At 66.1% G+C, this 12,212-nt stretch carries 15 protein-coding genes; 2 read left to right on the top strand and 13 right to left on the bottom strand.

Features of this window, described 5'->3' with window-relative positions:
- The first annotated feature begins 117 nt into the window (after positions 1-117).
- The gene (locus tag VGU00_RS18400) at positions 118-2,208 is read left to right on the top strand and encodes a TonB-dependent receptor (protein WP_327471149.1); all 2,091 of its coding nucleotides are present in this window, start codon (positions 118-120) and stop codon (positions 2,206-2,208) included.
- A 157-nt stretch (positions 2,209-2,365) separates the two neighbouring features.
- Here VGU00_RS18400 and gpmA read toward each other — a convergent pair whose 3' ends face one another.
- A complete protein-coding gene (gene gpmA, locus VGU00_RS18395) occupies positions 2,366-3,052 on the bottom strand; it encodes a 2,3-diphosphoglycerate-dependent phosphoglycerate mutase (RefSeq protein WP_327471147.1) in 687 nt (228 codons plus the stop codon).
- A 189-nt stretch (positions 3,053-3,241) separates the two neighbouring features.
- Here gpmA and VGU00_RS18390 point away from each other — a divergent pair, with 189 nt between their 5' ends.
- Entirely contained in the window at positions 3,242-3,697 is a 456-nt protein-coding gene (locus tag VGU00_RS18390; protein ID WP_327471145.1) for an Hsp20 family protein, read from the top strand.
- Between the two features lie 77 nt (positions 3,698-3,774).
- Here VGU00_RS18390 and VGU00_RS18385 read toward each other — a convergent pair whose 3' ends face one another.
- The 12 genes from VGU00_RS18385 to VGU00_RS18330 all read right to left on the bottom strand — a co-directional run bounded on the left by VGU00_RS18385 (position 3,775) and on the right by VGU00_RS18330 (position 12,103).
- Positions 3,775-4,254, bottom strand: a complete 480-nt coding sequence (locus VGU00_RS18385; protein ID WP_327471143.1) for a GNAT family N-acetyltransferase — start codon at positions 4,252-4,254, stop codon at positions 3,775-3,777.
- Complete coding sequence (locus tag VGU00_RS18380; RefSeq protein ID WP_327471141.1) at positions 4,251-5,360, bottom strand: M14 family metallopeptidase; 1,110 nt, start codon at positions 5,358-5,360, stop codon at positions 4,251-4,253. Before VGU00_RS18380 ends, VGU00_RS18385 begins: the two co-directional genes overlap by 4 nt.
- On the bottom strand, positions 5,357-5,983 hold the full coding sequence (locus tag VGU00_RS18375; RefSeq protein WP_327471139.1) for a DUF4136 domain-containing protein: 627 nt from the start codon (positions 5,981-5,983) through the stop codon (positions 5,357-5,359). Before VGU00_RS18375 ends, VGU00_RS18380 begins: the two co-directional genes overlap by 4 nt.
- Positions 5,984-6,049: 66 nt before the next feature.
- Positions 6,050-6,709, bottom strand: coding sequence for a cell wall hydrolase (locus tag VGU00_RS18370; RefSeq protein WP_327471137.1), 660 nt, complete (start codon positions 6,707-6,709; stop codon positions 6,050-6,052).
- A gap of 198 nt (positions 6,710-6,907) precedes the next feature.
- On the bottom strand, positions 6,908-7,240 hold the full coding sequence (locus VGU00_RS18365; RefSeq protein WP_327471136.1) for a DUF1491 family protein: 333 nt from the start codon (positions 7,238-7,240) through the stop codon (positions 6,908-6,910).
- Between the two features lie 21 nt (positions 7,241-7,261).
- Positions 7,262-7,726, bottom strand: coding sequence for a PTS sugar transporter subunit IIA (locus VGU00_RS18360; RefSeq protein ID WP_327471134.1), 465 nt, complete (start codon positions 7,724-7,726; stop codon positions 7,262-7,264).
- A 202-nt stretch (positions 7,727-7,928) separates the two neighbouring features.
- On the bottom strand, positions 7,929-8,504 hold the full coding sequence (gene hpf / locus VGU00_RS18355) for a ribosome hibernation-promoting factor, HPF/YfiA family (RefSeq protein ID WP_327471132.1): 576 nt from the start codon (positions 8,502-8,504) through the stop codon (positions 7,929-7,931).
- Between the two features lie 46 nt (positions 8,505-8,550).
- Positions 8,551-9,249 carry a DNA polymerase III subunit epsilon gene (gene dnaQ / locus VGU00_RS18350; RefSeq protein ID WP_327471130.1) on the bottom strand — a complete coding sequence of 233 codons (699 nt, stop codon included), beginning with the start codon at positions 9,247-9,249 and terminating at the stop codon, positions 8,551-8,553.
- A gap of 19 nt (positions 9,250-9,268) precedes the next feature.
- Complete coding sequence (gene coaE, locus VGU00_RS18345) at positions 9,269-9,892, bottom strand: dephospho-CoA kinase (protein ID WP_327471128.1); 624 nt, start codon at positions 9,890-9,892, stop codon at positions 9,269-9,271.
- On the bottom strand, positions 9,889-10,701 hold the full coding sequence (locus VGU00_RS18340; RefSeq protein WP_327471126.1) for a shikimate dehydrogenase: 813 nt from the start codon (positions 10,699-10,701) through the stop codon (positions 9,889-9,891). The genes coaE and VGU00_RS18340 overlap by 4 nt, the downstream gene beginning before the upstream one ends.
- A complete protein-coding gene (locus VGU00_RS18335) occupies positions 10,698-11,294 on the bottom strand; it encodes a Maf family protein (RefSeq protein WP_327471124.1) in 597 nt (198 codons plus the stop codon). The genes VGU00_RS18340 and VGU00_RS18335 overlap by 4 nt, the downstream gene beginning before the upstream one ends.
- Positions 11,291-12,103, bottom strand: coding sequence for a pyruvate, water dikinase regulatory protein (locus tag VGU00_RS18330; RefSeq protein ID WP_327471122.1), 813 nt, complete (start codon positions 12,101-12,103; stop codon positions 11,291-11,293). Before VGU00_RS18330 ends, VGU00_RS18335 begins: the two co-directional genes overlap by 4 nt.
- Positions 12,104-12,212: the final 109 nt, after the last annotated feature.

Here is a 12,212-nt window from a genome sequence, read left to right as displayed (position 1 = left end):
CGTTCGTCGAACGGCGCCGGGCGTTGGTAGACATCATATGACAGGATATTTATTGCGAACTATTCGCGATTGGGGAACGCTGCCTTCTGTTTCGATAGCGGCCGCGAGGGGGGAATCATGTCGGCCTGTATCATCAGAATTTCGTTTGCCGCCGCCGTGCTGCTGTCGGCGGTGCCGGCCGCGGCGCAGGAGGTCAGCGGCGACGCACCGCCCGCGGTGCCGACGCCGGCGAACGGCGCACAGCGTTATACCCCGGCCGACTTCGAACGCTTCGCGCCGCGCACGGCGCTCGACATGGTCGAAAAGGTCCCGGGATTCCTGATCGTCACCGGCACCAACGGCGGCGCGCGCGGGCTGGGCGCGGCGACCGAAAATGTCCTGATCGACGGCGAGCGGATCGCGAACAAATCGACCGACGCGCGCACCGCGCTGGCGCGCATTACCGCCGCCGAAGTCGCCTATGTCGACATTGTCGACGGCGCCGGGTTGAATGTCCCGGGGCTGACCGGGCAGGTCGCCAATGTCGTGCTGGTCGCCGGAGCGGGGAAGGGCGGATTCACGACGACGCTGCGCTGGCAACCCGAATGGCGCCCGCGGCTCGACGACAATTTGCTGAACGGCGAGATTTCGACGACGGGCAAGATCGGCGGCACCAATGTGACGCTGAGCCTGAAGAACGAGGCGCGGCGGCAGGGCCACTGGGGGCCCGAACGGCGGTTCGACGGCGATGGCGGCCTGTCGTTCGTGCGCGACGAATTCGGCCGGTACAAGGCCGACCAGCCGCGCCTGTCCGCCGCGCTCGCGCGGACGACGGCCAACGGCAACAAGTGGAATTTCAACGTCGGCGGCCAGCTGCTCCGGCTCGACGACCGGGTCGACGGGATTTCGGTCCAGCCGGGCGCCGGGACGGTGCGCGAGGCGTTCCGCTTCACCGAAGACGAGCATAATTTCGACATCGGCGGCGACTATGAACTCGGGCTCGGCAAGGGCCGGCTGAAGCTGATCACCCTCTATCGTTTCGAGCATAGCCCGTTCGTCGACAGCTTCATCGTCGATCGCGAAATCGGCGGCCGGACGGGCGAGCGGTTCAAGCAGACCGCCGACGAAAGCGAGTCGATCCTGCGTGGCGAATATAGCTGGCGCACCGGCGGCGGCACCGACTGGCAGGTCGCGCTCGAAGGCGCCTACAACACGCTCGACGTCGATGCCGAGTTCGCGACGCTCCAGCCCGACGGCAGCTTCCTGCCCGTGATCTTCGGCGGCGAGAAGACCCGCGTCGAGGAGAAGCGCGGCGAGGCGTCGCTGACCTGGGGACGCGCGCTCGCCCCGAACCTGACCGCGCAGCTCAATCTCGGCGCCGAATATAGCGAGCTCACCTCGTCGGGCCCGGGCGGGCTGACGCGCCGCTTCGTCCGGCCGAAAGGCAAATTGGCATTGGCATGGAAGGTCGGGCCGAAAACGACGATCAACTACCAGCTGCAGCGCCGCGTCGACCAGCTCGACTTCTTCGATTTCGCAAGCTCGGTCGACGTCGCGAACGGGCAGGGCAATGGCGGCAACGGCCTGCTCGTGCCGCCGGTCGTCAACCGCACCGAGCTCGAATTCGTGCAGGACATGGGCGCGTGGGGCAATGCGTCAGTCGCCTTTGCCTATGCCTATGCGCAGGATCTGGTCGACCAGATCCCGCTGTCGCCGACCACCGAAGGGCGGGGCAATCTGCCGCCCGCGCACCTCTATCGCATCAGTTCGAAGGCGACCTTGCTGCTCGACCGGCTGGGATGGAAGGGCGCGCGGATCAACAGCGACATCACCTGGCGCCGCAACCGCGTGCGCGACCCGCTGACCGGGGCATGGCGCGACCAGAGCGAAGGGCAGGATTATGTCGTCGACCTGAGCCTGCGCCACGATATTCCCAGGACCGACCTTGCCTGGGGTGCGGGCTATTTCGACGAACGCTATAGCCCGAACCTGCGGCTCGATGCGATCCAGCAGGAATTTACCGACGGCCCCTTCGTCACCGCCTTTATCGAGCATAAGGATGTCGCGGGCTTCACGGTGAAGCTGTCGTACCGCAATCTTGCGAATATGAAGGACGGGTTCAACCGGACGGTGTTCGTCGACCGGCGCGACGGCCCGGTCGCGTTCAGCGAGCAGCGGCTGCGCAAGTTCGGGCGCTATTTCCAGCTGACGGTGACGGGGACGATTTAGGTCGGCTTCCGCTTTGCGGAAGCGTGCGGCACCGGCCCGCTCCCCCACCGCCCGAAGATGACGCGTGGCGTCGAAGGGCCTCCCCTACGATAGTAACTAGGGAGGCCCGGTGGGGGAGCGGGCCGGTGCCGCTTTCCACGTTAGTGGAAAAATACGCTCAGCGTTCGCTCAGATAATAGCGCTCGCGCGCGCTCAGGTCGTCGTTCAGCTCGTAGACGATCGGCTGGCCGGTCGGGATTTCGAGGCCCGTGATGTCGGCGTCCGAAATGCCCGACAGATGCTTGACGAGCGCGCGCAGGCTGTTGCCGTGCGCCGAGATCAGCACCGTCTTGCCCGCGGCGAGTTCGGGGACGATCGCCGCTTCATAATAGGGCAGCACGCGCTCGATCGTGTCCTTGAGGCTTTCGGCCGACGGAATGTCGATACCGGCGTAGCGCGGGTCGGTCGACAGGTCCCATTCCGAGCCGGCGTCGAGCGGCGGCGGCGGGATGTCGAAGCTGCGGCGCCAGATCTTGACCTGCTCGTCGCCATGCTTCGCCGCGGTCTCGGCCTTGTCGAGCCCGGTGAGCCCGCCATAATGACGTTCGTTGAGGCGCCAGTCCTTGGTGACGGGGAGCCAGAGGCGGCCCATCGCTTCGAGCGCGAGATTGAGCGTCTTGATCGCGCGCGTCTGGACCGAGGTGAAGCAGGTGTCGGGGGCAATGCCCTTCGCCTTCATCAGCTCGCCCGCCGCGAAGGCCTCGGCGGCACCCTTTTCGGTGACATCGACATCCCACCAGCCGGTGAAGCGGTTTTCGAGATTCCACTGCGACTGGCCGTGACGGATGAGGATGAGCTGGGGCATTTCGGATCCTTGCGATGGAGGAGGTGTGCCGCCCTTTAGCGCGGCTTTTCGGCAAAGGCCAACCGCCCTCTTGAAATGGTTTCGGCCGCTACCAGATTGTCCCTGTCCGGCCGCCGATACGGGGCCGGGTGGCGATCGCGGCGCGCTGCCGCGGTCCCTTGCTTCGCTTTGCAAAAGGAAGAAAGACCCATGCGTAACAGCTTCGACTGGACCCCCTATCGCCGTTCGACCGTCGGGTTCGACCGGTTGTTCGATTTCCTCGAAACCGGCGGTTCGGGCGCCGAAAATTATCCGCCGTTCGACATCGAAAAGGTCGCCGACGACCATTTCCGCATCACGGTGGCGGTCGCTGGTTTCAAGAGCGACGAAATCGACATCACCGCGCAGCAGAATATGCTGACCGTCAGCGGCCGCAAGGCGCCGGTGGCCGAAGGCGAGGGGCGCCAGCTCCTCTATAGCGGTATTGCGACGCGCGCGTTCGAGCGCCGCTTCCAGCTCGCCGATTTCGTACGCGTCGCCAGCGCCGACCTGGCCGACGGGCTGCTCGTCATCGACCTGGTGCGCGAAGTGCCCGAGGCGATGAAGCCGCACAAGATCGCGATCGGCGGCAGCCAGCCGGCGATCGAGGACAAGAAGGCCGCCTGAGGCGAGCCACCTGTCCGAAGCCCTTCGGGGCTTATGAGCGGGGTCCGGAGTCCCTTCCGGACCCCGTTTTCGTTTCGCTACAGTGCCCGCGTCATGAAGCGGCTGAAGGGGTCGGGTTTATAGTCGGCGAACGGCGCGCATTCCTCGAAACCGTGTAGCGCGTACAGCGCAAGCGCGGGCTCGAAGGCCGGACCCGATCCGGTTTCGAGGCTGAGGCGTTCGAGGCCGCGGACGCGCGCTTCGGTCATGATGTGGCCGAGAATCCGCGCCGCGACGCCCTGACGCAGGAAGGCGTCGGCGGTGCGCATCGACTTGATTTCGCCATGCTGCGCGTCGAGCATCTTCAGCGCCCCGCAGCCCGCGAGTTCGCCGCCCTTGTGGATCGACCAGAAGGTGACGTCGCCCGCGCGCAGCCCGTCGAAGTCGAGGAAGTGACAGCTTTCGGCCGGCGAATTCGCCAGCATGCCCGCAAAATGCTGCTCGAGCAGTGCGCGGATCGGCGCGCCCGACAGATCGTCCTCGACGATCCGCCACGCGCCGTCCGCGCCTGCGCTCACAGAAGCTGGTCCAGCGTCGCGAGACAGGCGTGCGCGAGCAGTTTCGACCGTTCGGGCGACCAGCCGCGTTCGGGGTCGGGCAGGTCGCGATTGTCCTTGAACGGCATTTCAAGCGTCATCGTGACGGCGCCGAACCGTTCGGCGAGCTGCGTCGTCGACATCGACAGATTCGCCTTGCCCGGTGCCGATTGTTCGTAGCCGAGGTCGACCTGGAAATCGGGGGTGTTCGCTGCGAGCGCGGTTTCGAACGCCTTGTATTTTTCGCTCTGTCCGGCCGTCAGCGACGGAATGCCTTCGAAGCCCGCGAGGAAGACCGCGGGGATCGCTTCGTCGCCATGGACGTCCATCGCCCAGTCGACGCCGGTCGCGTCCATCGCGTCACGCACGCACAGCACTTCGGGACTGCGTTCGGCGGTCGGATTGTCCCATTCGCGGTTGAGGTTCACGCCCGCATAATTGGTGCGCAAATGCCCGCGGCGCGAACCGTCGGGATTCATGTTCGGGACAATATGGAAACGGCATTTTTTCAGCAGCGACCGCGCATGCGGATCGGCGGGGTCGACGAGCTTTTCGAGCGCGCCTTCCATCCACCATTCGGCCATGCTCTCGCCCGGATGCTGGCGCGCGTAAAGCCACACCTGCGTATCGCCGCTGCCCATTTCGAGGCAGTCGATCGGCTGGCCTTCGAGGCTGGTTCCGAGGCAGCGATAGGTCACACCCTCGCATTCGGCGACCGACGCGACGAGGTCGTGGTGCCGCTCCATCGAATAAGGCGCGAAATAGGCGACCCAGAGGATCGGGCCTTCGGCGTTATGGCGGATCGTCAGCGTTCCGGCGTCATAAGCGGTGTCGAGGCGGAACCAGTTTTCGCGGTCGTAGCTCGCGCAGGCCGCATAATCGGGCCAGCCGTCGGGGTAGGCCGAACCGGCAAGGCCCGCGATCGCAAGCTCGAGCGCGTCGCCCACCGCGCACGCGACGCGGAAATGGAACCACTGGAAAAAGTCCGATTCGCGGTCCTTGCGGATCGACAGGCGGGCGGACGTGCCGTCGATGGCGTCGACGACGATGTTGCCGCTGTCGAAAGCGGCGTTGATGGTGATGGTCATTTGACGCTGATAGTGCGTCCCGATTCGCCGGGGAAGTCCTTGAATAGCGCGTCGGCCAATTTCGCCGCGGCGAGGCCCGGCTGCGACGCCGGCGCCTTTACCGGCACCGCGGCGAGCGCGCGCCCTTCCCACAAGGCGCGGCCGCTGGCGCTGTCGTCGATGCGCACCGCGAGTTGCAGGTCCTGCACCTTGCGCGGGCCGCCGCCGAGGTTGATGCCGATTCCGAGCCCGACGCCCGAACGATAGCCCCCCGTCGAGCCGCCGACGCCGACCGAAACGGGCGAACGGCCGCCGCCGGTTTCGCGGTCGATCCGGTCGAACCCGATGCGGACCTTGAGCGGCGCGCTGGCGCCGTCGGGCGCCGCGACCAGCCCCTGCAATTGCAGCTGGCGCTCGACCGCAGCGCGATAGCTGCCCCATTCCATCGACGGCTGCGTCGCGCCGACCATCGCCGCGGCATCGCCGAGCGGCGCGGTATCAACGGTGTAGCGCGTGCCGGGTGCCCAGCCGGCCGGTGCGGCAGCGTGGAACCGGGTCACTTCGACCGGCGGGACGGCTGTTGCGCAGCCGCCGAGGGCGAGCGCCGCTGCAGCGAGCAGGGCGGCGGAAAGATGACGCGTCATCCGCGCATCATGCGCCACTTAATATGGCTTGGCAATGAACGGGATACGCGCGCGCATCCCGTCCGATCAGCGATAGAAGATGTGATTGTCGATCTGCGCGATGCGCGTCTTGCGCCAGCCGGGCGAGACGTAGCGGGCGTGGAAGAAGAGCGCGCCGGGCGCGTGGTTCTTCCAGCTGCCGTCGCGCGCGATCTGCGCGATGGCGACGGCATTGGCCCACTGCGCCGCGTTGCGCACGGCGGGCATCTTGCCCCCGCGCACGAAGCTGAACTGGCTTTTCTGGTGGACGACGCCGCACAGGCTCTTCGGAAAACGGCCCGACTGGGCGCGGTTGATCACGACATGCGCGACCGCGAGCTGGCCGGGAAGCGATTCGCCGCGCGATTCGAAATAGACCGCGCCGGCAAGGCAGCGCAGTTCGGCATCGATTTCGGCGGGCTTCGGCGTCGCGGCGACGAGTTCGGCAAGCGAATCGGCGGTCACCGGCGCCGGCTTGGGCCCCGCAACGTCTTCGGTTTTTTTGCTGTCTTCGACCGGCGTTTCGGCTTCGGTCGGAAGGTCCGCCTTTTCCTCGACCACCGGCGCGTCGGCGCCCGGCAGGAGGATCGCGGGGATATTGGCGTCGGCAGCAAGATCGCTTGCAAAGCCGGGTTCCGCCAAAAGCAGCATGGCGGCGGCAGTCATGCCGACGGCGGCCATACTGGCACCATTCAGAATGCGACTCATATTGTCCGTCAAAAGTGCGGCCGATGAACCGAACCTCTCAAAACAGGCGGGGGACTAGCGTCCAGTATCGCCGCCTGCGGTCATCGTCCGACTGCGTGTCCAGTCCGTTTTACCGGGGCCTTGCGAAAGGGCAGGGCAACCCGCGGAACGACCTACGCGTTATCGAATGGGCGCCAGTTATTGTGCGCCGCAACAGAGTCAAGTTAACGCGGCCCACTCCGCGACGAGTCGTGGCGCATCTGCGATATCCAGTTCGACGATCCACAGGTCCGGATCGGCCTTTCGCCGCCGTTCGCGGTAGTTTTCGTACGATTCACCATCTTCGCCGGTCGGCCCGACGGCTTCCCAGACATAGGCGCCGTTCGCCGCGAAGCGTCGTTCGAGCAGCGGCCCGGGCGCGCCGCGATCGGCGCACTGGACAAGGATGATCCCGGAGCTTTCGTCGCCTTTGGCGAGCACGGTCGCAAAGCCGCCGGCCGTTTCGGCGCGGCGGATCAGCAGGTCGACGAGAAAGCGACTCTTCAGCCGCACGGGGTTTTTCGCCGTGCGCGGTTACGCCGCGTCACGCGTTTCGCCGTCGGCGAGCAGCGCGTAGAGCGCTTCGTCGCTCTTCGCGCCGCGCAGCCGATCGGCGATCGCCTCGTTGCGGAGCATGCGCGACACGCCGGCGAGCGCCTTCAGATGATCGGCGCCGGCATCGAGCGGCGAGAGCAGGACGAAGAGCAGGTCGACCGGCAGACCGTCGACCGCGTTGAAATCGATCGGCTTGGCAAGTTGCAGGAACAGGCCGCGCACGCCGCCGAGGTCAGCCATCTTGGCATGCGGCAGCGCGATACCGCGACCGAAACCGGTCGAACCGAGGCGTTCGCGTTCGAGCAGCGCTTCGCTGACTTCGCCAGCGTCGAGGCCAAGCGAACGGCTGGCAAGGTCGCCGACGAAGGGAAAAAGCGCCTTTTTCGAATCGAGCTGAACATGCGCGCGCACGGTCGCCGGATAGAGAAGGGAAGAAAGATTCATTGCTCTGGTCAAATCTTGTTAAACGCCGGCCGCCGCCAGCTACCTCGCTGGCGAGCGATCGCGGATCTGTCGTGGCAGGCCCCCGCCATCCGGATTTCGGGTATCGTTGGGCGCGGCCCTTAGGCCGGATGGCAGAGAAAATCCAGTCCTATCGTGTGAAGCTTGACGGTCCAGGCTGAAACCAGCCTGAACCGGTGGCGGTTCAGCGCGGTTCGACCCAGCCGATCGTGCCATCGTCGCGGCGGTAGACCATATTGTGCGTACCGGTCTTGCTGTTCACGAAAAGCAGCGCATTGGTGTTGCGCAAGTCGAGCATCATCACCGCGTCGGAGACGCTGCTGCTGGGGATATCGACGCGCGTTTCGGCGATGATCGCGGGCGCATCGCCCACATCTTCTTCATCGGCGCCGCTGTCGAAAACCGTGTAGCTGGCGTTATCCTCGATCTCGTCGACCGTCGGCGAGGGCTCTGCCGGACCGTTGTTGCGATCCTTCAATCGCCGCATATAGCGCCTGAGCTGCTTTTCGATCCGCTCGGCCGCGCCCTCGAACGCGACGTGGGCGTCCTGCGCTTGGCCGTGCCCCTTCAGCACCAGCCCCTGCATCACATGCGCGACGATGTCGCACTGGAAACTGTCATGCGGCCCCTTGCCGAAGGTCGCGTGCGCCCCGATCGCGCGGGAGAAATATTTGTCGGCAATCGCGTTCATCCGATCCGATACGTGCGACTGCAGCGCTTCGCCGGTTTCGATCTGGTGGCCAGAGACGCGGATTTCCATTTTTCTTCTCCTTCTTGGCCGGCGCGATGACTTTAAGGGAGTGTCATCACACCGTATCGAGCCACAGCGGCTGGTTCAGCCCTGCGACAAATTCGGCGTGGCGCGCGAGTTCTGCGGCCGACGCCATATGGGGACGGGGTTCGCGAAAGGGACGGTCGGGGTGCGACGGCGCGGGCACCGGGGCGACCGACGGAGTGATGCTCACGGCCGACGCGGCAAGTCCGAGGCCGATCTGCCGGCCGCCGGTCATTTCGATGTACAGATGCGCGAGCAGTTCGGCGTCGAGCAGGGCACCATGCTTGACGCGATGGCTGCGGTCGATGCCGTAGCGCGTGCAGAGCGCGTCGAGGCTGTGCTTGGCGCCGGGATGGAGCTTGCGCGCCATCTGCACCGTGCAGCACATGCGCGCCATGTCGAGCGCCGGCCGGCCTGCGCGCGCAAGCTCGGCGTTGACGAAGCCGAAGTCGAACGCGGCATTGTGCGCGACGAGCGGCGCATCGCCGAGAAATTCGATCAGCTCGTCGACACGAGTCGCGAAGAGCGGCTTGTCCGAGAGGAACTGGATCGACAGGCCGTGCACCGCTTCGGCGGCGGCGGGCATGTCGCGTTCGGGGTTGAAATAGGCGTGAAAGGTGACGCCGGTTTCGCGGCGGTCGACCAGCTCGACACATCCGATTTCGACCAGCCTGTCCCCGCTCCTGGGATCGAAACCCGTGGTTTCGGTATCGAAAATAATCTCGCGCATCGAAGCCTTAATCTGGACCCTATCGGGCGCGGAAACAAGAGGCGATGAAGCGAATCTGGCGATGCGTCTCGCTTTTCGGGCGGCCCGTTTCGATGATGAAATCGGCGCGCGATCGCTTGACCCGGTCGGGAACCTGCAGCCGCCGGATCGCCTTGAGCTTTGCGGCGGTCATACCGCGGCGGCGCATCACGCGCCTCCGCTGCATCCACGCGGGCGCCGAGACGACGGCGATCGCGCCGACGCGTCGCCAGCCGCCCTTTTCGAAGAGCAAAGGGATATCGAGCACGACGACGTCGCGCGCGCGGTGCCGGGCGAGGAAACGTTTCTGCGCCTTGCCCACCGCAGGATGGACGATCGCCTCGAGCGCGGCGAGTTCGTGCGTATTGCCGAGCACGCGCGCGCCGAGTTTCTGGCGGTCGACGCCGCCTGCCCCGGTCGTACCGGGAAAGCGCGCCTCGATCGCGGCGACGAGCGCGCCGCCGGGCCCTTGCAGCCGGTGCACTTCGGCATCGGCGTCGAACACGGGCACGCCCTCGCGTTCGAACATCGCGGCCGCGGTCGACTTGCCCATGCCGATCGACCCGGTGAGGCCGATGATGAAGGGACGGCGGAGCCGCGAGCCGGGGCGCCGATGGTGGGTCATGCGGTCAGGAGAGCGCGCAGTTCCTCGTCGCGGCCCTCGGGCGGCGCGGCGCCGAAGAAGAGCTCGAAGGCGAGCGCGGCCTGGCCGATCAGCATGTCGAGCCCGTCGACCGTATCGAGCCCGCGCGCTTCGGCGGCCCCCAGCAGGCCCGTTTGCAGCGGCGAATAGACGAGGTCGTAGACGATCGCATCATCGGGCAGCGGCGCAAGATCGAGATCGAGCGGCGGCTGGCCCTTCATGCCGAGGCTGCTCGAATTTACGAGCAGCGACACGGGAGGAAGCTGGGCATCGAGCGCCACGACATCGCCCTTGAGCCCGAAGGTTGCGAGCAGACCCATCGCTTTCAGCGGGCTGCGGTTGAGGATGGTGACGGGCCCGACATTCGCGCGCGCGAGCGCGAACAGCACCGCGCGCGCCGCACCGCCGGCGCCGACGACCGCGACGGGGGCGCCCTCGAGATCGAGTTCGGCGAGCGGCGCGTAGAAGCCGGCGGCGTCGGTGTTGGTGCCGATGAGCGCGCCGTCGGGCTGGCGGACGACGGTATTCATCGCGCCGATCGTGCCGCGGATATTGCCGGGATCATCGACGAGATCCATCACCGCCGCCTTGTGCGGCATGGTGACGTTGCAGCCGCGCCAGTCGGGGTCGGCGCGGCGCTCGGCGATATAGGCAGCAAGATCGCCGGGCTTTACATGCGCGCGGCGGTAATCGCCGGAAAGGCCGAGCGCTTCGAGCCAGAAGCCATGGATTAGCGGCGATTTCGACTGCGCGATCGGGTCGCCGATCACCTCTGCGTAGGGTGTGCTCATTGCGGTGCCAGTCCGGTGGTGCGCAGCCACGCCAGCAAGGGGAGCATCGGCATACCGATGATAGTCCAGGGATCGCCTTCGACTCGTTCGAACAATTGCACGCCCGCTCCCTCGATTTCGTAACAGCCGACGGTCCAGCGAATGCTGTCCCAGTTTTGCGCGACATAGTCGGCAATGAAGCCGTCCGACAAGGGGCGCATCCACAGTTTCGCCTCGCCGATCGCGCGCCAGACAGGGGCGCCGTCGCGCGCGGCGACCGCGGCGCTGAACAGCCGGTGGCGCGTCCCCGCCATGCGGCGGAGATGCCCGGCCGCCTCGTCGGGACTGGCAGGTTTCGACAGCATCGACCCGTCGTCGAGCGCAAGCGTCGAGTCGGCGCCGATCACGGTGACGCCGGGAAGCCGCGACGAGATTTTGACCGCCTTCGCCTCGGCGAGCGCGTCGGCGATGTTGCGCGGCGTCTGGCCGGCGGCGAGCAGCGACGCGGTGAGCGCGTCCTCGTCGACATGCGCCGCGCTGGTTTCGAAAGTCAGCCCGGCGGCGCGGAGCATCGCGGCGCGGCCGCTGCTTTGCGAAGCAAGAAGAAGCGTCATGCCGCACCGCGATCTTCGACGAGCTTGATTACCGCCGCGGCGGTTTCCTCGATCGAGCGGCGCGTCACATCGATCACCGGCCAGCCATTGTCGGCGAACATGCGGCGCGCATAGGCAAGCTCGGCCTTGACGCGCTCGTCGTCGACGTAAGCGGTTTCGGGCGCCTGATTCAAAGAGAGCAGGCGATTGCGGCGCACCTGCACGAGGCGGTCGAGCCCGGTGGTCAGCCCGACGACCATCGGCCGCTTCAGGTTGAACAGGGCGGTCGGCGGCGGCGATTCGGGAACGATCGGAATATTCGCGGTCTTGAATCCGCGATTCGCGAGATAGATGCTCGTCGGGGTTTTCGAGGTGCGCGACACGCCCGCGAGCACGATGTCGGCCTGTTCCCAATTTTCCCAGCCGATGCCGTCGTCGTGCGCGACGGTGAACTGGATCGCCTCGACGCGCGCGAAATAGGCGGCGTCGAGCTGGTGCTGACGACCGGGACGCGCCTTGGCTTCCTGTCCGAGCATCCGCGACAAGGCGTCGGTCACCGCATCGAGCGCGGCGACGGTGGGAAGGTTGAGCGTCCGCGCGCGGCGTTCGAGACTGACGCGCAGTTCGCCGTTCACCAGCGTGAAGAGGATCATGCCGGGGCTCGCCTGCACTTCGGCCATGATCCGGTCGAGATGCGATTCCGATCGCACCATCGGCCAGAAATGGCGCACGACCTCGACATCGTCGAACTGCGCGATCGCCGCCTTGGCGATATTTTCGAGTGTCTCGCCCGTGGAGTCGGATATGAGATGCAGGTGAAGCCGGCCCATCGCGGCACCATGGCGGGAAAGCGCCGAAAAAGGCAAGCCGCGAAGCGTTTCGCGGACCTGTGGATAAGTTTCGGTATAAGCGCAGGGACAAAATCGGCACGCGCGATTC

Source organism: Sphingopyxis sp., assembly GCF_035944815.1.
Classification (GTDB): Bacteria; Pseudomonadota; Alphaproteobacteria; order Sphingomonadales; family Sphingomonadaceae; genus Sphingopyxis.
The sequence above is the reverse complement of the archived record's forward strand: the minus strand, read 5'-3'. Positions and strand labels throughout refer to the sequence as shown.